This is a genomic window from Rhodocaloribacter litoris (genome assembly GCF_011682235.2).
Lineage (GTDB): Bacteria > Bacteroidota > Rhodothermia > Rhodothermales > ISCAR-4553 > Rhodocaloribacter > Rhodocaloribacter litoris.
Window position 1 is genome coordinate 2,491,066 of sequence record NZ_CP076718.1, and the last position, 19,951, is coordinate 2,511,016.

Here is a 19,951-nt window from a genome sequence, read left to right on the forward strand (position 1 = left end):
ATGCACCGCCGCCGGCTTTCGAGGTTCGTCCGGGCGATCGTGATGAAGGCAGTGCACATCGTCCTTTCTGCCATTCAAGACGCAACGATTGAGCCATGTCGGATCAAACTTCGAAAGGTGTCGGCATCCGCATCACCTCGGATCCGGACGTCACCTCCATCGAACAGCCGGGCGAAGGAGCCCTGCGCACCCCCGGGCCGCTACCCCTGCGCCTGTTGCTGGTGAGCGATCTGGCGCCTCACGAGACGGAGGTGGACTGGCAGGCGACCTCGCGGGTGCGACGGGTGGACAAACACAGCGTGGCCGCGTTGTTACAGGAGTTGCAGCCCCGCCTGTCGCTGGAGGTGCCGAACACGCTCGGCGAGCAGCCCCGCCTGCTGGATGTGGAGCTGGCCTTCTCCTCGCTGGACGACTTTCGCCCGGCGCAGGTGGCCCGGCAGGTGCCGCCGCTGGCCCGCCTGTTGAAGGTGCGCACCTGCGTGCAGCAGGTGAGGGACGGCCGGCTGGACCGTGACGCCTTCCGTGCGTGCCTGGCCGAAACCGGCATCGATCCCGGATGGGCGGAGCAGTTGCACCAGGCCCTGGTCGTCCCCGAACGGCCGGCTGCGCCCCCGCCCCCGGCGTCGCCGGCCGGTGACGACCCGGTGGATCGGCTCCTGGGCATGGTGGAGGCGGGAGACCGAAAGGCGGGCCCCTCGTCCCCGGAACGGGCGGACGGCGGCTCGGGCCTTTTCGGCTCCTTCATCGCGGCCGTCGCCGGGGATGCCCGTCCCGCCGAGCGGATCGAAAAGGCCACGGCCGACGTGCTGCTGGCCGACCTCGACGCCATGCTCGGCAAGCAACTCAACGCCATCTTTGCACATCCCGCCTTTCGGCGGCTGGAGGCAGCCTGGCGTGGGCTCAAGTTCCTGGTCGACCGCCTCGACTTCCGCCGCAACGTCATCCTGGAGGTGCTGGCCACGCCGCGCGCCTCACTCAGCGAGGCGCTCTACTATCAGGTGTTGCTGCCCGAGCATGCCGCGGAAGGAGAACAGCCGCCGCTCTCGATGGTGGTGCTGGACCTGGCCTTCGACAACAGCCCGGCGGACATCGAGCAACTCGAAGACCTGGCCGAGACCGGGGCGAGCCTTCAGACGCCGATCCTGGCGGCGGCCGCGCCCGCCTTCTTCGGAGTCAGCCGGCCGCAGGAGCTGGCCACGTTGCCACCCCTGCTGCAACGGCTGGGCGAGCCGGCCTACATCGCGTGGAACAAGCTGCGGGACCGGCAGGAGGCCCGCTTCCTGGCCCTGGCGCTGCCGCCCTTCGCCCTGCGCTATGCGTACGGGCCGGACCAGCCCGTCAAGGAGTTCCACTTTGAAGAGGCGGCGTGTCTGTGGGGCAACGCGTCGCTGGCCGTGGCCGCCGCCATCGCCGGCGGCTTCGTGCATACCGGCTGGCCCACCCGCTTCGTCGGGCCCGAACACCGGGTCGAGGACCTGCCCCTCTGGCGCAGTCCCCAGGGACAGACACCGCTGTCCGTGTTGATCCCGGACGCCAAGCTCTCCGAGTTTGCCAAGGCCGGGTTCGTCGTCCTGCAGGGCCGTCCCAACCACGATGCCCTGCACGTCGCGCGGGCGCTGACGGTGGGGCGCCCGGAGACGTACGAGGACCTCATGGCGGCCACCGAGGCCCGGGTGCACGTGACGCTGCCCTGCCAGCTTTTCGTGGCCCGGGCGGCCCACTATGTGCTGGCCCTCCAGCACCGGCTTCAGCCCACCCCCGACCCGGCGCAGACCCGGCAACAGATCTGGCAGCACCTGCAGGCGCTCTTCCGCACGGAAGGGCAGCCGGTGCCGGCGGAGGCCGTCGAGGTGGAACATGTGAAGGAAGCCAACCTGCCCGAGCACGAGCTCTTTGCCGTGCGGCTGCGTACCCCGCCCTATGTGCTCAGCCGGCCCGTCAGTCTCGTGCTGGGCCTGCGCGTGCCGAAGGGGGGCGGTCCGGCAGAGAACGGCAACGCTGAAGGTGCGGATTGATCGTGGAGCAGAAGGTTCAAGCATCGTGCATACGGGTGCACCTGGAGGGTGCCGCGCAGCAGGTCTCGGGATGGCGCTTCGCGCAGTCCTTCACGATCGGGCGCGATCCCTCCTGTGACGTGCACCTGGACTCGGGGCTGGTCAGCCGCATCCACGCCGAGGTGGCCCTGGAAGACGGCCGCTGGTGGATCCGCGACCTCGACAGCACCAACGGCCTCTACGTGGACGGCCGGAAGACCCGCCGCGCCCCCCTGGAAGGCGAGGCCGTCGTACAGCTCGGGCGCAACGCCCCGGTGCTGCGCCTCACCGTCGAGGAGGATCCGGCACGGCGGGAAACCGGTCCGGCGGCGGCCGCCGGCACGGCACACCGGGAAGCCGGCGTGCCCACCCTGCTTCCGGAAACCGGACCGACCGGCTTCGGAAGAACGATCCGGGCCGTCTCCGGGACCTCTCTCCCGGACGCTACGCCGTCCTCCCCACCTCCCGATTCCTCCCTCTCGAAGATCATCGCCCGCTACTTCGATGAGGCGGCCGCCGGGCCTGCCGGCGAGCGCACCCGCCTGATCCGCCAGGCCTATGCGACGGTCAAGCAGAAGCAGCGGCGGCAGTACGCCCGCCTCCTGGGCGGGGTGCTGGTCATCCTCCTGGTCGTGGCCGGCTATGCCATCTTTCAGGCCATCGAGAACCGGCGGCTGGAGCGCCGCGCCGCCGAGCTCTTCATGGAGATGCGCGAACTGGACCTGACGATCGCCAAGCTCCGGCAGGTGGCCGAGGCCGAGGGCAACGCAGCCCTCGAAGAACAGCTGGAGGCCATCCAGACCCAGCGCGAGCGCATGGCCGCGCGCTACGACGGCTACGTCCGGGAGTTCGGGGTCTATCGCCGGTTGCGCGACGAAGACCGGCTCATCTACAAGACCGCCCGGATCTTCAACGAAAGCGAGTTCGCCCTGCCGGCCGGCTTCATCCGGGAAGTGAAGGCCACGATCCGCAACTACTGGCTGGGACCGGGCCGCCCGCGCTTCGTCGAAGCCGTCCGGCGGGCCGAAGAGAACGGCTACACCCGGCTCATCGTCGAGACCATGACGCGCTACGGGTTGCCGCCGGAATTCTTCTACCTGGCCCTGCAGGAGAGCGACTTCATTGCCGACCGGATCGGGCCGCCGACCCGCTGGGGCCGGGCCAAAGGCATGTGGCAGTTCATCCCCAGCACGGCCCGCCTCTACGGGCTCGACGTCGGCGAACGCACCGACCTGGCCTGGGCCGATCCCCAGGACGAACGCCTGGATCCGGTGAAGGCCACCGATGCCGCGGCCCGCTACCTGCGCTACATCTACAGCACGGCGGCACAGGCTTCGGGCCTGCTCGTGATGGCCTCCTATAACTGGGGCGAGCACCGTGTCATCGGAAAGCTGGAGGACCTCCCGAACGCCCACGCCGTCCTCGACGTTGCGTTTGCCGATATTCCCGAAGACCCCCATGCCCGCACCTACTGGCGCTTCCTGACCGAATATGCGGACCGGATGCCCGAAGAGACGAAGGATTATGTCCTGAAAATCTTCGCTGCGGCCGTCATTGGTCAGGATCCACGGCACTTCGGCTTCGATTTCGACAACCCGCTCTTGCCGTACATGGATCGGCCCGAGGACCAGCCCGCTCCGTCGACCGGATAGGCGCGGCGGACCACGAAAGGACCCTATGAGATGGTGGAAACCCAACCGTAAGTCGCCCGTCCGGGTCGGAGCCTGCTCCGACGTCGGGCGCGTGCGGACCGAGAACCAGGATGCCTACGGGTGTTTTCCCGCCGGTGAGGAGGCCGGGGAGCGCCTTTTCGTCGTGGCCGACGGGATGGGGGGGCATGCCCATGGCCGGGAGGCCAGTCACCTGGCCGTCGAGGTGATCCGGGAGGTCTACTTTGCCGGGCGGCGCGGGCCCGCCGGAGAGCGGCTGCGGCGTGCCCTCGAGCAGGCCAACGCCCGCGTCTATGCCCGGGCGCAGCAGGGAAGCACGGGGCCCGAACGCATGGGCACGACCTGCACCGCCCTGGTGCTGGACGGCGAGCACGCCCACATGGCCCACGTCGGGGACAGCCGGGCCTACCGGATCGATGCCCGGGGCATCCGGCAGCTCACCCGCGATCACACGTTCGTCAACGAGCTGGTGGGCCAGGGCATCCTCACGCCCGACGAGGCCCAGCATCACCCGCGACGCCATGCCCTCACCCGGGCCCTCGGCATCCAGCCCACGCTGCAGGTCGATGTGCTGGAGAACCTGCCGGTGCAGGAGCGGCAGACGTTCGTGCTCTGCACCGACGGGCTGGCGCCGGTCTCGGAGGCGGAGATCCGGGAGGTGGTCGAGGCCCTGCCGCCCCAGGAAGCCAGCGAGAAGCTGGTCCGGATGGCCAACGAACGCGGCGGCCCGGACAATGTCACCGTGCTCGTGGTCGCCGTGGGATAGCGACGCCGGCCCCGGAGGGTGCACACGGGGCTTCGTGCCGGTCCGGCCTGCCTCCTGCCGGGGTGGGGGCCGGTTGTTAGTTGTCTTCCTGCGTAGTATACTGTTATCAAAAGAGATGTGATGGTAGAGAGACAGGTTGCCGATCCGCTGGTCGGGCGAGAGGTTGACGGATACCGGATCCTGGAGGTGCTGGGTCGCGGGGGCATGGGCATTGTCTACAAGGCCGAGGACGTGGCCCTCTCGCGCCTGGTTGCCCTCAAGATGATCGACCCGGCCCTGGCACGGGACGAGGCCTTCGTGCGGCGCTTCCGCTCGGAGGCGCGTGCGCTGGCCCGCATCGACAGCCCCTACATCGTGCGCGTGCACGCCCTGCGGCAGACCGAACACGGCCTCTTCATCGTCATGGAGTATGTCGAGGGCGGCACGCTCACGGATCGGCTCCAGGCCGGGCCGATTCCGTGGCAGCAGGCCCTGCCCCTCGTGGCGCAGATGCTCACCGCCCTGGAGCATGCCCACAGCGTCGGCATCATCCACCGGGATATCAAGCCGAGCAACATCATGCTGAGCCGCTCGGGAGGGGTGAAAGTGACCGACTTCGGCCTGGCCAAGCTCAGCCAGGCCGACGCCAACCGCACCGTCACGCAGGGCATCGCCGGCACCCTCTACTACATGTCTCCCGAGCAGGTCAAAGGCCTCACCACCCTCGACCACCGGAGCGACCTCTACTCCCTCGGCATGACGATCTACCAGATGCTGGCCGGCGAACTGCCCATCGACCGCGACAGCGGCGAGTTCGCCATCATGCGGTCGATCGTCGAAGAATCGTTTCCGCCTCCGTCCAGATACCGGTCGGACCTGCCCGAGGAACTCTCGCGTGTGGTGATGAAGGCGCTGGAAAAGGAGCCGGACCAGCGGTATCAGAGCGCCGCCGAGATGCGGGCAGCCTTTGCGCGCCTGCAGGCTTCTCCGGCCGGGGATGAGGCGACGGTGGTGGCGCCCCCACACCGGAACCGGGCTGCCTTGCCGTCTTCAGCGGGGCGCCGGCGCCCCCTGATCCTGGTGGGCGGAGCCGTCGGGGTGGCGTTGCTGGCCGTGGCGGCCTGGCTGCTGTGGCCCGAAGCCGCCCCCACCGCGCTCCTGACCGTCGGTGCCAGCGAGACCGGAGCCACGGTCTACGTCAACGGTACCCGCATCGGGGAGACGCCGGTAGTCCAGCACGCCGTGCCGGCGGACCGGGATACCCTGGCCCTGCGCGTCGAGAAGGAGGGGTTCCTGCCGGTGGACACCACCGTTGCGGTGCTCGCCGGCCGGTCGCTCACCCTCTTTCTGACCCTGCCCGAGGCGGTGACGTCCGCCTCGCTGGCGGTCCGGGCCGATCCGCCCGACGCCCAGGTCTTCATCGACGGCGAGCCGGTCGGGCGTGCCTCGGAGCTGGCGGAACGACTGGACCTGCCGCCCGGCGAGCACCGCGTCGAGGTTCGCAGGGACGGTTACGCAACCTGGCGCGACACGTACCGCCTCGCGGCCGGCGAGACGCGGGTCGTCGAGGTACGGCTGCGCCCGCTCGGTGGCGGGGGAGGAACGGACGAAGAACCGCCGCCGGCCACGGCCACCCTCACGCTGAACGTGTCCCCGAGCGGGACGATCTCCGTGCAGGGCGAGACGTGTGTCGCCGGGCAGGCCTGCACCGTGCGCGCCGGGCCAAAGCGGGTGACCTTCATCCACCCCGTCTATGGCGAGCGCACCGAGACCGTCCGCGTCAATCCCGGCGAACGGAAGGCCCTGACGTATCATTTCGAGGCAGAGCTGGTTATCCAGGTTCGCCAGGAAAGCGGCGATCCGATCTGGGCCACGATCTACGTCGACGGCGAGGAACGGGGCATGATGACGGACAAGGCCGAGACGCTGGGACCGGGCCGGCACGTCGTGCATGTGGAACGGACGGGATACCGGCTCGTCCGGGTGGAACGGGACGGGGCCCCGGTCGATCCCGGCCCGCAGACCCTCACCGTCTCGCCCGGCTTCGACCCGCCGTCCCACCGGCTGGTGTTCTACATCCAGAAGCGCGATGCCTGACCTGTTGCCCATGATTTTCGACAGCCCCCGGCCTCGTCCGGTCCTTTCGACGGCCGAAGGGAGGGGGGATCTCCCCGCGGAGCCGTATCCCGGCCGGGAGGCCGGCCCATGGCTGCCGTGCCCGCCTGGCAATGCGTATGCGTCGCATGCGGGCTTTGATGTTCCCAACAAGCACATGGAGGAATGAGATGAACCGCACAAGGGTATCGTATGGATGCCGTCTGCTTGCCGGGCTGTACCTGGCGTGCCTGGTTGTCCTGCCGGTGTACGGGCAGGGGTCCGACGCGTCCCTGGAGCAGGCGATCTCGGTGTACAACGAGGGCGAGTATGACGAAGCCGCCCGCCTCTTTGCCCGGCTCGCGCAGGACCCGAACGAGGACAAGGCGATCCGGCGGGAGGCGCTGAAGTACCTGGGCCGTGCCTACATCGCCCGGAACATGCATGAGGAGGCCCGCAAGGCCATCGCCGACCTGCTGGCGTTGCAGCCGCCGCTCGTCGAACTGGATCCGGACGTCGAGCCGCCGCCGCTCGTGAACATCTACTTCGAGGAGCGGGGCTCGCTGGAGGTACCGAAAGAAGACCCGGGCATGCGCACCCTGGCCGTGCTGGACTTCCGCAACTATGCCCTGGACGACCACGACCGGTGGGATCCGATGCAGTGGGGTTTCTCCTCGATGATGATCGAACAGCTCAGCGGGGCCACCGACCTCAAGCTCGTGGAGCGGGAGAACCTGCAATGGGTTCTGAAGGAGCTGGAGCTTCAGCGTGATCTCTCCAAGGTGGATCAGTCCACCGCCGTCCGGATGGGCAAGCTCATGGGCGCACACGCCATGGTCTTCGGCGGGATCTACGTCACCGGCAAAAAGATGCGGCTGAGCGCGCGCGTGGTCAAGGTGGAGACGGGCGAGGTGCTGCTCGGCGAGAGCGTCGAAGGAGAAGCCAAGGAGTTCTACAAGCTACTGGAAGACCTGAGCCTGCGGATCGCCCGGTCCGTCAACAGCGCCGTGTCCGAAACCCAGATCGGCAGCCGGACCGAGACGAAGTCGATCGATGCGATGCGGGCCTATGCCGAGGGGTTGCAGTTGCTCGAGCGGAGCGACTACCGGGCCGCCTACGAGAAATTCCTCCAGGCCCAGGAGTACGATCCCAGCTATGCCCGTGCCCGGATCAAGGCGGAGAGCCTGAAGCCGATGCTGGCGGCCATTGCCTCGTCCGATACGGGCGGCGAGGGTAAGAAGTCCGAAGGAGAGCGGCCATGATCCGTTTCAGATGCCTTCCCACACGGTTCCTTGCGCTGCTGGCGGGGGTGCTCCTTGTCCTGGGCGGGGCCGCGTGCGCTACGGTCCCGGTGGAAGAAGACCTGACCGACCACGAAGGCCGGATCGAGCAGTTGCAGCAGCGCATCGCCCGCAACCCGGACGACGCCGAAGCCCTGCGTGACCTCGGCATCATCTACCTGCGTACCCGGCAGTACGGGCGGGCCAGCGAATACCTGGAAATGGCTTTTGCCCGCGATCCCGGCGATCCGGCCACGCTCTTCCACCTGGGTATGGTGAACGAGGCCCTGGGCAAACGGGAGTCGGCTCTGCGGCTCTACGAGAAGTATCCCGAAGTCTCCAGGGCGTCAAAGTACCGCAAGCTCATGGCCGGCCGGTACGAGTGGGTCGTGCGCCGGATGATGGAAGAGGACGTCCGTGACCGGTTGCGGCGCGAGCAGGAGCTGCGGGCCCGCGGCGACACCGCCTGCCTGGAGCCGGTAGAGCCGCGCGTGGTCGGCGTCTATCCCCTGGTCTACCAGGGGCAGGACGAGCGCTACGCGGCCCTGGGGCGCGGGCTGGCCGAAATGATCACGATCGATCTCACCCACGTGAACAGCCTGCGCGTGGTCGAGCGCGTGCGCCTGCAGGAGCTGATCGACGAGATCAACCTGGCCCAGACCGCCCTCTTCGATCCCGGCACGGCCCCCCGGGTGGGCTGCCTGATGGGAGCCGGGCGCCTCCTCGGCGGCGTCTACAACGTGCTCGGAGACGACGACCTGCGGCTGGACGCCACCGTGTGGGAAGACGAGGAAACGGTCGAACTCGACCCTCAGACCGATGCGCTACGCCGCCTCTTCGAACTGGAAAAAGCCCTGGTCTTCAGCTTCCTCGACCGGATCGGCGTCCAGCTCACCCCCGAAGAACGACAGCGTATCGAGTACATCCCGACCCAGAACCTCCAGGCCTTTCTGGCCTACAGCCGGGGCCTCGAACGGGAAGATGCCGGCGCCTACGGAGACGCCGCCGCATTCTACCAGCAGGCTGCCCGGCTCGACCCCGCCTTCACCGAAGCGGCGGACCGGGCGGACAAGGCCGAAGGACAGGTTACGGTGGCCGGCCCGGTGGAAGGTGCACTCTCCGCCCTCTTCACTCCGGCCGGCCCCACCGTCGATCCGATGGGAAGCCGGCTCCGGCACCTCACCGGCGGCATCGGAGCGTCCCTCGTCCCCGGCCAGGACAATCGCAATCCCGCCGAAGAGGCCGGCAGTACGACCGCCACGCTGCCCGACCCCCCGCCCCCGCCATCGCGCGGCAACTGACGCACCGTACATCGCTTCACGGTCTTTGCCTCGCTAGCCCCCCTTCCTATGCTTCGCCCCTGCCCCGTACCGGCCCGCTTACCGGCGCTTGCGCTCCTGCTGGTCTGGGGCCTTGCCGGCTCCGTCGCCAGAGCCCAGAACCAGGAGCCCCTCTCGCTCTCGACCACTTTCCTGGACTTTGGCGAGGTGGTCATGACGACGAGCAGGGCGCTGTCGTTCACGGTCACGAACATCACGTCGAGCCCCGTGGAGATTGCCTCGCTCGGCGTCACGCCGGCCGGTTCGGCCTATGAGGTCGATCCGCAGACGGACTTCACCTCGCCCCCCATCGTGCTTGCCGGCGGCGAGAGCCTCGTGGTGGAGGCTACGTTTTCCCCGACGGGGGTGGGGTTTCGCTCGGCCACGGTGGAGGTCTGGGACCAGTTTGAGAACCTCTACACGGTTTCGTTTTTCGGGACGGGGGTCATCGAGGCGAGCCCGTCTTCGCTTGCTTTCGGGGTTGTGGCGGTCGGGTCGTCGGCGGTGCGGACGCTCACGCTGCGGAATCCGAGTTTGGAGCTGTCGGTCACGGTGGACAACATTTATGCCCTGGGTTCTTCGGAGGAGACGATCGAGTACACGGCCAGTCCGGGGGGTGATTTTGTGCTCGGGCCGGGGGAGAGCCGGGACGTTTCGGTCACGTTCGCGCCGACCTTCCCGGGCACGCAGAACGGCGACCTGTACGTGAGTTTCAGCAGCAACGACAGCTTTGCCAGTATCCGCATCCCGCTCAGCGGCGAAGGAGCCGAGGCGCGGCTTGCCTTCAGTCCCGGCTCGCTGGATTTCGGAGAGGTAGCCGTGGGAGATCAGGCCGGGCTGGTGGTCACGTTTCAGAACGAGGGGGCCTCCCCGGTGACGATCCTGGGGCTGGCGCTCGACGGCAGCGATGCGGCCGCGTTTCAGGTAAGCGATACACGCACGACGCTGTCGCCGGGGGAGTCGTTTCCGGTGGAGGTGGTTTTTGCTCCGGAGAGTCCGGGGGAGAAGATGGCCGAACTGGTGGTCACGAGCGACGATCCGTCGGGGGAGCACCGGGTGCCGCTTTCGGGGAAGGGGGTGGTGCTGGTGCTGAATATTACGCCGTCGGTGCTCGACTTCGGTGAGGTGGCCGTCGGGGACTCCGCGACGGCGGAGGTGGTTTTGTCGAACGAGGGGGAGGGGACGGTGGAGCTGGCGTCGATCGGGGTAGAGGGTTCGGGGGCCTCGGCGTATGCGGTGGGGGTGTCGTCGTTGAGCCTGGCGCCGGGCGCAAGTGAAGCGTTGCCGGTGACGTTTGCGCCGTCGTCGGGGCAGGCGTATGAAGCCATGCTGGTGCTGGAGGGGAACGTGGGTCGCCGGGAAGTGGCGCTTTCGGGCACGGGGCTGGCACCACGCCTGGTTTTTTCGCCCGAGGTGCTGGATTTCGGTGAGGTGGCCGTCGGGGATTCCGTGAGGCAGGAGTTGACGCTGGCCAACGAGGGCGGGGCTTCCCTGACGGTTTTCGAGGTGACGTTGACAGGGGACGATGCCGGGGCGTTCACGGTGGGTTCCGTGCCGGCGACGCTGTCGCCGGGGGAGTCGTTTCCGGTGGAGGTGGTTTTTGCTCCGGGGCGTCTGGGGGAGCAGGTGGCCGAACTGGAGGTCACGAGTGACGATCCGGGTGGGTCGTCGCGTGTGTTGCTGCGCGGGCAGGGCGTATCCTCCTTCATCCTGTCCGACAATACGCTCGACTTTGGCGAGGTGGTCATGACGACGAGCAGGGCGCTGTCGTTCACGGTCACGAACATCACGTCGAGCCCCGTGGAGATTGCCTCGCTCGGCGTCACGCCGGCCGGTTCGGCCTATGAGGTCGATCCGCAGACGGACTTCACCTCGCCCCCCATCGTGCTTGCCGGCGGCGAGAGCCTCGTGGTGGAGGCTACGTTTTCCCCGACGGGGGTGGGGTTTCGCTCGGCCACGGTGGAGGTCTGGGACCAGTTTGAGAACCTCTACACGGTTTCGTTTTTCGGGACGGGGGTCATCGAGGCGAGCCCGTCTTCGCTTGCTTTCGGGGTTGTGGCGGTCGGGTCGTCGGCGGTGCGGACGCTCACGCTGCGGAATCCGAGTTTGGAGCTGTCGGTCACGGTGGACAACATTTATGCCCTGGGTTCTTCGGAGGAGACGATCGAGTACACGGCCAGTCCGGGGGGTGATTTTGTGCTCGGGCCGGGGGAGAGCCGGGACGTTTCGGTCACGTTCGCGCCGACCTTCCCGGGCACGCAGAACGGCACACTGTTCGTGATGTTCACGGGCGGCGAACAATCTGCCGGTATCGCCATACCGCTTGAGGGGGAGGGCGGGTTTGGCCGGCTTACGCTTTCGCCCGAGGCGCTGGATTTCGGTGAGGTGGCCGTCGGGGATTCCGTGAGGCAGGAGTTGACGCTGGCCAATGAGGGCGGGGCTTCCCTGACGGTTTTCGAGGTGACGTTGACGGGGGACGATGCCGGGGCGTTCATGGTGGGTTCCGTGCCGGCGACGCTGTCGCCGGGGGAGTCGTTTCCGGTGGAGGTGGTTTTTGCTCCGGGGCGTCTGGGGGAGCAGGTGGCCGAACTGGAGGTCACGAGTGACGATCCGGGTGGGTCGTCGCGTGTGTTGCTGCGCGGGCAGGGCGTATCCTCCTTCATCCTGTCCGACAATACGCTCGATTTCGGTGCGGTACGGGTCGGCCAGACGCAGCGCCGTACCTTCACCGTCACGAACCGGACGGCCGGTTCGCTGGTCCTGGCGCTGTCCCTTGACGATGAGGCGGGCTTCGACCTCGAGGGAGGGGTTTCCTTTGTGTTGCAAGACGGCGAGGCGCGTGAGGTGGCCGTCAGCTTCGCCCCTGCGGCGCGCGGGGTGCAGGCGACCACCCTGCGCGTCCAGGCACCGGAGACGGAAGCCCCCGAGCAGACGGTGGCGCTGCGGGGGCAGGGGGTGGCTCCTCAGATGCAGGTGTCGGCGGATTCGCTCGATTTCGGCACGGTGGTCGTCGGGCTGTCGACCGGCCTTCCGCTCGAGCTCTCCAACGCCGGGGACGACGTGCTGGCCGTGTCGGAACTGGCGATCGAGGGGGCCGGAGCCGCTGCGTTCAGCCTGGTCGAGGCAGGGGAGTCGTTCTTGCTGGAGCCCGGGGCGCAGCGCACGCTGGCCGTGCAGTTTGCGCCGCGCTCGGGCGGGGAGCAGGCGGCCGTGCTGCGCATCCGGTCCGACGATCCCGAGCAGCCGCAACGGGATGTGGTCCTGGCCGGCAGCGGGGCGGCCATCCAGAACGAATCGCCGGTTCTGGGGGTGGTGAATACGGCCGTCGATGTCCGGTTCGTCCTGCCTCCTGATTTCGAACCGACCACGGCCCGTCTCTTCTACCGCGTGGGTGGGCGGCGGACCTATGAGACGACCGATCTGTTGCCCGACGCCAATCAGTACGGCGGCGCCATTCCGGCGGAAGCCATGACACTGCGCGGCGTGCAGTATTATGCCGAGTTCGTGCGGGAGGATCAGGTGGTCACGATCCCCCCGCAGGATCCGACCGGGCACCCGGAACAGATCCGCGTGCAGGTGGACCACGTGCCGGCCGAAGTGCCGGCGTCGTTCCTGCCGCTACGGCCGGAGACGTATGCGCTGGTCTCCGTCCCGCTCGAACTGGCGGATCCCGGCATTCCCGCCGTCCTGGCCGACGACTACGGCACCTACGACCCGGCCCGGTGGCGTGTGCTGCGCTGGGCGACGGCCTCTGAAGCGTATGCCGAGTTTCCAGGCCTGGAGGACGGGTTCTCCGGCGGGCGGGCCTTCTGGCTCATCACGCGAGACGGCCAGGGATTTGATGTGGACAACGGCCTTTCGACCGATCTGTCCGGCCCGTTTGTGATTATCCTTCCGCCCGGGTGGAGCCAGATCGGTAATCCTTTCGCGTTCCCGGTGGCCGTGGACGACACGGAGGCCGGCGGGGTGCTGGAGGGACCCCATGCCTTCGACGGGCAGCAATACCTGCCGAACCGTTCTGTGCTCCAGCCCTGGCAGGGCTACTTCGTCTTCAACCCGGGAGCCGGGCCCGTGATGCTATCGATCCCGCCCGTCGAGGCCGGTGAGGTGGCGGCCAAGGAGGTTCCGCTTCCCTGGCAGGCCGCGGATTTTGCCGTGCAGCTGATGGCGGAAGTGCCTCGTTACGGTCTCCGGGATACGTACAACGCCGTCGGCTTCGCCGGTGCGACGATGGCCGGATGGGGTTCGCTGGATCTGCGCGAGCCTCCCGGCATCGGCCCGCATGTGCAGCTCAGCATCGTCGAGAACGGGCGTCGCTACCTCAGCCGGTTCGTCCGGGCACCGGAAAGCGGCGCGGCCTGGGACCTGGAGGTCTCGGCGGCCCTGCCCGGGTCGGGGGCGGAGACGGTCCTCGTGACCCTCGTCGAGCACGGAGCACGGCCGGCCGGGTTCGTGTTGTACGTGCTGGACCGGGACGAAGGGCAAGTGCTCCCGGCGGAAACGGGGCGCTTTGCGGTTACCCTGTCCCCCGAACGACCGGTGCGGCGCCTGCGCCTGATCATGGGAACGGAGGACTTCGCCGAGAGCCGGGCCGACGGGGTCTCACTCGCCCCGTCGTTCTCGCTGGAGCCGAACCATCCCAATCCGTTCAATTCCACGACCCTCATCCGGTACAGCCTGGGCGGGGAGAGCCCGGTGTCGCTCGAGGTCTTCAATGTACTGGGCGAGCGGGTGCGCACGCTCGTGGACCGGCACCAGCGGGGCGGGTCGTACGAAGTGATCTGGGATGGACGGGACGAGGGCGGCCGGCCTGTGGCCAGCGGGGTCTATGTCTACCGGCTGCGCGCCGGTGCCTTCACGGCGTCGCGGACGATGGTGCTGCTCCGATGACACGCCTGCTGCCGGGTCGCCCCCGGCAGTCGATCTTCCTTCATCTTTGCCGAAAAAGCCTGTGAAACGTTTGCTCAGCCTGCTTGCTGCGTTCGGTCTGGTGGTGCCCGGATGGGCCCAGGAAAACCCGGTGTATCTCACCGGAGAGGAACAGTCCGTCCAGGTGTCGCTGGGCGGGTGGTACCAGCACTACACCCGGGACGAGGTCCGGCTCTCCGAGGTCAGCATTCCGCTCTTCGTCGCGGTGCCGCTGGGCCGGACCGCCGGGGTCACGGTGCGGGCGAGCCAGGCCTCGGCCAGCAGCAACACGCTGGCGAGCCTCAGCGGCATCAGCGACGTGCAGCTGGGATTCAGCTACACGCCGGCGCTGGGCGAGGGCAGCCTGGTGCTGAGCCTGGGACTCAACCTGCCGAGCGGCAAACGCGAGTTGACGACGGACGAGTTCGAGACGGCCGTGATGCTGAGCCAGCATTACTTCGACTTCTACGTGCCGGGCTTCGGGCAGGGCTTCAACCTTGCCCCCGGGATCGTGTGGGCACGCCCGATCGGCGAGGACGTCGTCGCCGGGCTGGGGGTGTCGTACCAGTACCGGGGCCCCTACCGACCACAGGCAGCCGGCGGCGACTACGACCCCGGGGATGAGCTCGTGCTCACCGGGGGCATCGACTATCGCCTGCGCGAGACGGTGAACCTCTCGCTGGACGCAAGCTATACCCGTTACGGGAAAGACGCGCTCGACGAGGTGGAGGTCTTCGAGCAGGGAGATAAGGTGACCCTCACCGGCCAGTTGCTGGCCTACCAGGGGTTCCGTGCGTGGCGGCTCGTCGTGCGGTACCGCAGCCCCGGCCGAAGCACCTTTCCGGCGGCCGGCGGCGTGGCGCGGGAGCTGCGAGTTCTGCCCGCGCAGCTCCTGGTACGCGGGAGCTACCACCATCCGGTGAACCGAACCTTTGCGATCGGTGCGCTCGTGCAGGGACGCTTCCTCGACGAAACCGTCCGGTTCGACCGCGCCACGCTGGTAGATCTCGGCGTGCTTCCCGAGTTCGCCCTCTCGCGCGTCACCCGCCTGAACGGTCGCTTCGTCTACACCCTGGGTGACTTCAGCGGCTTCGCGGCCGGGGTCGGCCTGTCGGTCGTCTGGGTCCCGTGAGGTCCTGATCCGGCGCCGGGTCCGGTGTGCCGCATGGGGCGCGGTACGGCCTGCGTGGCCCGCCCTACGGTCCTGCGGGGGCGGTGTCACTTCACCAGAACCATGGTTTTCGTCAGCACGGTGGATCCTGCCCGCAGTGTGCCCAGGTAGACGCCGCTGGCCACAGGTCGCCCCGCGTCGTCCCGCCCGTCCCAGTGCGCCGTATGGTATCCGGCCGGCTTCCACGTGCGGTCGAGCAGGACGGCCACCTGTTCCCCGAGCAGGTTGTAGACTACCAGCGTAACGGGACCTTCCTCCGGCAGGCCGTAGTGAAGGGTCGTGGCCGGGTTGAAGGGGTTGGGAAAGTTTTGAAGCGAGTACTGCCGCGGGCGCATTTCGGCCTGTCGTTGCTGCACCTGTTCCGGACGGGCCACGATCAGCTCGAACCGTTTCGGGCGGTCCTCGCCGGTGGCCTCGAACGCATAGCCCGGCGTGGCCCGCACGTCGTGCCAGAGCTTCAGGTCGGGATCGACGAGCCAGACCTCGAACGACGCCGGCACGGTCTCCAGCCCTTCGAAGTCGAGCTCGACCCGGTCCTCGATGTTCGTCCGCACCTCAAAGGTCCACGTTTCCGCCTCGACCGGTTCCGGGCGCGCGTCGGTGCTGAAGTGGTCCACGAGGAAATCCCATTCGGGATGCGGGAAATAGACCGACACGTAGGCGCCGATGACGGGGGGTTCCGGCTGGTCGAACGCGTCCCGGCCTTTCGACGCCGACGGCACCGCAGCCAGAAGGTTGTTCTCGTCCCGGGCTTGCTGGACGCGGGCGCGGATCCGGATGTGCCAGGCGGCGCGCTCCAGCCGCGGCGCGACCGGTGCTTTGCTCGAACCGTCGAAGGGGTCGATCAGCAGTTCGTCTGCGGTGCTGGCGAAGACGGCGTATCCCCGGAACGGCTGGAGGGCGCCGGTGTGCTCGGACCAGGCGCCGTTGTAGGCGTGCAGGGTCAGGGGGGCCCCGGAGGCCAGGCGGACCCGGGACAGCGGTACGTCGAAGGCGAACGGCGTCCCGATGAAGTTCCACCGCTCATGCAGGGCGATCGTGAACGGTTCCTCCAGCGGGTTCGAGGTGCCGGGGCCCGTGTCGAAGGCGGTGCTTTCGGAGACGATGAGCCAGAAGGCCGTGCCGGCCGTCATGGCGGCGGTGCCGGGAAACTCGGCGTACGACTGGTCGGGTCGCAGGCCGAAGAGGCGCCAGCGGGTGTCGTCGTACGGGCCCAGGTCGTCTTCGAGGACGGCCCGGGGGGCGGTGTCGTCGAGGGCCAGCGGGACGGAGACCAGGCGATAGGCGTTCTGGTTGCTCCCGCCGGTCAGGGTGAAGGAGCGTAGCCCTTCCCCTTCGATGCGGACCCGGAGGGTGAAGGGACCGGCGTCCGTGGCCAGCCCCATCGCGTCTTCCGCCCGGATGAAGTACTGCAGCCCGCGTGCGGTGACGGCGCTCGCCGGGATCGTGGCCGTATAGGTGTTGCCGGAGGGTGTCATGACGACCTCGGTGAAGGCGGTCGTGCCGCCCTGCCGGTAGCGCACCACGGCCCGGCTGAGGCCGGAGGCGTCGGTGATGGTGGCCGAGACGGTTACGTCCTGCCCGGCGCTGACGGTCGGGGCCGCCGGCGTGTGGGCGACGGCTGGGGCCTCGTTCGGGCCGCGGCTCAGCGTCACGGGCCGCGGTGTGCCGGCCGAGGGGGCGCTGCCGTCCGTGGCGACGACGCGATGGTACCACGTCACGGCGCCGCCCGGTTGCACGCCCGCATCGTTCAGCAGGGCGTCCAGCGTGCTCGACGGTATCTCGAACGACGTGTTCGTGCCGGCCCGCTCGCTCACCTGTAGCGTGGCGAAGTCGTCCGTCGTCGCAAGCTGCCAGGCGTAGAAGACCGTGTGGCCGTCGGGGTCGTCGACGGCCTCCCAGGTCACGCGGAACGGGGCGTCGGGATCGGCCTGTACGTCGAAGAATGCGCCGGCTTCCGGGCTCGTGATGGCCGGTGGCGGGGGCGGGTTGTTCGGTTGCAGGTAGAGCTGGCCGCGGATCTCGCCGCCCGGATGGGTGGCGGAGTGGATGAGCACGTAGAGGTTGCCCGTCTCCAGTGCCTGTCGCAGGTTGGCCGGGAGGGCGAAGGTGTTGTTCTCCGCCTCGTAGGTGGCGCTGCGGCCGTCCGTCGCCAGGGTGGGCTGGAGCGTGATCCGGACGGGGCCGTTGGCGGTGACGCCGGCCTCGTGGAGGTGCGAGGCGGCATACGTGCTGCCCAGCCCTTCGAACGACCCCGTGAGGGTGAGCGTGTCCCCCCGGGTGTTGAGCCGAACCGTAAACTGGCCGGTGCCGGTGCTCGGCACCGCATCGGGCACCATGTGAATGCCGGAAAGCCGGGTCTCGTAGGTGGCCTCGGCGCGGACGGCCACCATGAAGGTGTCGCGGGCCACCGCGTCGTTCGGGTCGAGCGCCGACACGATGACCTGCGTGTCTCCGAACTCCAGGGCGGTCACCACCAGCGTGTTGCCGGAGAGGTCGGCCGAGGCCACGGAGGGGTCGCTCAGGGTGGGGGGGAAGAAGGAGAGCGGGTCGCCGTCGGGATCGCTGAAGACCGTCGTCAGGTCGGCCGTGAACGTGTCGCCGGGCGGGAGGACCAGGTCGGGGATGGGGTTTTCGACCACGGGCGGGCGGTTGCCGCCGGCGGGCGTCACCGTCAGGACGGCCCGGGCCAGGGCGCGGAGGTTACCGTCGGAGGCCTCGACCGTGAGGGGGTGGGTGCCCTCCTGTCCGGCGACGGGGGTGAACGCCAGCAGGCCGCTTTCGGCGTCGAGTGTGGCGCCTTCGGGAGCTTCGAGGAGGCGGTAGGTGATCGGCGCCGGGCAGGCGTCCTTCGGGGCGGCCCGGTAGGCGAAGGTGAGCGTGTTTCCCACGGTCACGGCCGTGTCCGGCAGGGCGGCGGTGAAGGCGGGACCGACCCCCGTGTCCAGCGCCTGCAAAGCCTCCTCCCACAGCTGCCGTGCCGTGTCGGCGTTCTGTTCGAGTGCGGCGCTGCTCGTCCCGGCGACCAGGGCGAAGACCAGCTCGGCCGAGCAGCCGGCCTCCAGGGTAAACGGGCCGGCCCCGCTCAGCGTCGAGACGTCGAGGGCGTCGAGCGCGGGGGTCTGCACCCCGCCGCTCAGGTAGGCCCATTTTTCGTCGTCCGTGAAGCCGTCTTCGAACAGCTCGGCGGCGTTGTCGATGGCACGGTGCATGTTTCCGGCTTCCGGGGCCAGGAGGGCCGTGCCGACGAGCATACCCGGCGCGTTCGCGGCGTTCTGCACGATGCTCATCCGCCGGGCCGCATCGTAGCGTGCGAAGTCCCGGGCGTCCGCGTTCAGGTCCCAGTCGAAGAAGAGTCCCGCATGCAGGCCCGAGATCCGTGCGGCGGTGGTGTTGGTGAGGATGTACCGGAAGACGACGAAGCCGGCCCGTCCCGGCGAGGTGTCCGCATAGCTTTGCTGGGTGACGAGCACGCCGGTGGGAGCGTCGGCGGGGGTGTCCTCCCACACGACCCGTCCTTCTTCGGCGGTGGTCGTTCCGGGACCGAGGAACAGTTCGGTGCCGGGCTTCATCCGGAAATCCGCCTCCTGCACCGTGCCCGGCGGGTCTCCGCCGGCGCCCCGCACGCTGCTGGAGATCTGCGTGACGCCGGTGCCCATCAGGAAGCCCCCCTCGAAGAGCAGGTTGACGCCGTCGAGTTCGAAACCCACGCCCACCGAGGTGGAATCGGCGAATACGTTCGGGTTGAAGCCCGTCCACCCGATGTTGCCCTGGTCCGTGATGGCGGTTCGGATCGTGCCCGTGTCGTGGATGGCGAAGTCGGGGGTGTCGATGCGGAAGACGGCGCGCACGGGGATCACCGTGTTGGTCATGTCGGCCCCGTTCTGCAGGCTCACGTCCCACAGGGCAGCCCGGATTCCGCCGGAGAGGAAGACGTGCGAGACGTTTTCCCCGGAGAACTGTGAAGGCGCGATCACCACATAGTTGGTGTCGGGACCCTGCTCTTTGTAGCCCACATGGATGACCGAAGGCAGGTCGGCCAGCGCGCCGGCATGGGCGCTGAGGTCCACCTCGAAGAAGTTGGAAAGGGGACAGGGGTCCGTCGAGTTGTTGTCGGTCAGGACGCAGGGGACGTTCGGGTCGATGGCGAGGTAGGCGGGGCCGAGGTCCACGGGCAGGGAGAAGAGCTCATTGCCGGGTTGCCCGCCGGCATCGTCCCAGATGGTCACGGCCACGTCGCGCGGGGCGTCGAAGCCGGCGAACTGGTTGCGGAAGAAGGGGGCGATGAGCACCCGGTCGAGCACGGCGCCGGGCGGCACGGCGAAGCGGGTGGCGGCGGCGCCATCGGGGCCGGCACCGGTCAGAAACAGGCGTGAGCGACCGGCGCCGTCGAGGACGTGGAGGTGGTCGTCGTCGTACCGGAGGGTGACCAGCGAATCCTGCGGGACGGTCCACTGCACGCGTGCGCCGGATTTCGGCGTGGGGGGAGGCGTTGCCGGGAGAGGAGCCTGGCGGTGGAGCGTCCCCTCCGCGGAGACGGGAGCCGGGCGGAGCGGCCGTTCCGTTTCCTGGGCAGCCGCGTGCCGGGCCGGGAGCCAGGCTGCCCCCGCAAGCACCAGGCAGAGGGGAATGAGCAGGGAGGGTATGCGCCGGCGGGAACGTGCGTTTTCGGTAGCCATGATCATGGAAGTATGTCTCGGTTTCCATCGTACCCGGCCTGACCTTTTCCGG

The 19,951-nt window shown here is 68.5% G+C and carries 9 protein-coding genes; 8 read left to right on the forward strand and 1 reads right to left on the reverse strand.

The window, feature by feature from the left end; all coding sequences use genetic code 11:
• Window positions 1-95: 95 nt before the first annotated feature.
• From GQ464_RS10465 to GQ464_RS10500, 8 genes are all read left to right on the forward strand, one after another.
• Window positions 96-2,015, forward strand: coding sequence for a type VI secretion system contractile sheath domain-containing protein (locus GQ464_RS10465; RefSeq protein ID WP_166980247.1), 1,920 nt, complete (start codon window positions 96-98; stop codon window positions 2,013-2,015).
• 35 nt (window positions 2,016-2,050) lie between these two features.
• Window positions 2,051-3,685, forward strand: coding sequence for an FHA domain-containing protein (locus tag GQ464_RS10470; RefSeq protein WP_166980245.1), 1,635 nt, complete (start codon window positions 2,051-2,053; stop codon window positions 3,683-3,685).
• A gap of 25 nt (window positions 3,686-3,710) precedes the next feature.
• A complete protein-coding gene (locus GQ464_RS10475) occupies window positions 3,711-4,469 on the forward strand; it encodes a Stp1/IreP family PP2C-type Ser/Thr phosphatase (protein ID WP_166980243.1) in 759 nt (252 codons plus the stop codon).
• A 120-nt stretch (window positions 4,470-4,589) separates the two neighbouring features.
• A complete protein-coding gene (locus GQ464_RS10480) occupies window positions 4,590-6,545 on the forward strand; it encodes a serine/threonine-protein kinase (protein ID WP_166980241.1) in 1,956 nt (651 codons plus the stop codon).
• Window positions 6,546-6,733: 188 nt separating this feature from the next.
• Window positions 6,734-7,804, forward strand: a complete 1,071-nt coding sequence (locus GQ464_RS10485) for a CsgG/HfaB family protein (RefSeq protein ID WP_166980239.1) — start codon at window positions 6,734-6,736, stop codon at window positions 7,802-7,804.
• Window positions 7,801-9,123 (forward strand): tetratricopeptide repeat protein, encoded by a 1,323-nt coding sequence (locus GQ464_RS10490; RefSeq protein ID WP_166980237.1) that lies wholly within the window; start codon window positions 7,801-7,803, stop codon window positions 9,121-9,123. The genes GQ464_RS10485 and GQ464_RS10490 overlap by 4 nt, the downstream gene beginning before the upstream one ends.
• 48 nt (window positions 9,124-9,171) lie before the next feature.
• On the forward strand, window positions 9,172-14,031 hold the full coding sequence (locus GQ464_RS10495) for a choice-of-anchor D domain-containing protein (RefSeq protein ID WP_228350193.1): 4,860 nt from the start codon (window positions 9,172-9,174) through the stop codon (window positions 14,029-14,031).
• Between the two features lie 61 nt (window positions 14,032-14,092).
• Window positions 14,093-15,181 carry a hypothetical protein gene (locus GQ464_RS10500; protein ID WP_166981187.1) on the forward strand — a complete coding sequence of 363 codons (1,089 nt, stop codon included), beginning with the start codon at window positions 14,093-14,095 and terminating at the stop codon, window positions 15,179-15,181.
• 86 nt (window positions 15,182-15,267) lie between these two features.
• Here GQ464_RS10500 and GQ464_RS10505 read toward each other — a convergent pair whose 3' ends face one another.
• Complete coding sequence (locus GQ464_RS10505; protein WP_166981183.1) at window positions 15,268-19,905, reverse strand: CHRD domain-containing protein; 4,638 nt, start codon at window positions 19,903-19,905, stop codon at window positions 15,268-15,270.
• Between the last annotated feature and the right edge of the window lie 46 nt (window positions 19,906-19,951).

What these genes read in the sequence shown, in the direction of transcription:
- GQ464_RS10485 (WP_166980239.1), top strand. Translation starts at nt 6,734, where the DNA reads ATGAACCGCACAAGGGTATCGTATGGATGCCGTCTGCTTGCCGGGCTG.
- GQ464_RS10475 (WP_166980243.1), top strand. Translation starts at nt 3,711, where the DNA reads ATGAGATGGTGGAAACCCAACCGTAAGTCGCCCGTCCGGGTCGGAGCC.
- GQ464_RS10495 (WP_228350193.1), top strand. Translation starts at nt 9,172, where the DNA reads ATGCTTCGCCCCTGCCCCGTACCGGCCCGCTTACCGGCGCTTGCGCTC.
- GQ464_RS10465 (WP_166980247.1), top strand. Translation starts at nt 96, where the DNA reads ATGTCGGATCAAACTTCGAAAGGTGTCGGCATCCGCATCACCTCGGAT.
- GQ464_RS10490 (WP_166980237.1), top strand. Translation starts at nt 7,801, where the DNA reads ATGATCCGTTTCAGATGCCTTCCCACACGGTTCCTTGCGCTGCTGGCG.
- GQ464_RS10505 (WP_166981183.1), bottom strand. Translation starts at nt 19,905, where the DNA reads ATGATCATGGCTACCGAAAACGCACGTTCCCGCCGGCGCATACCCTCC.
- GQ464_RS10480 (WP_166980241.1), top strand. Translation starts at nt 4,590, where the DNA reads ATGGTAGAGAGACAGGTTGCCGATCCGCTGGTCGGGCGAGAGGTTGAC.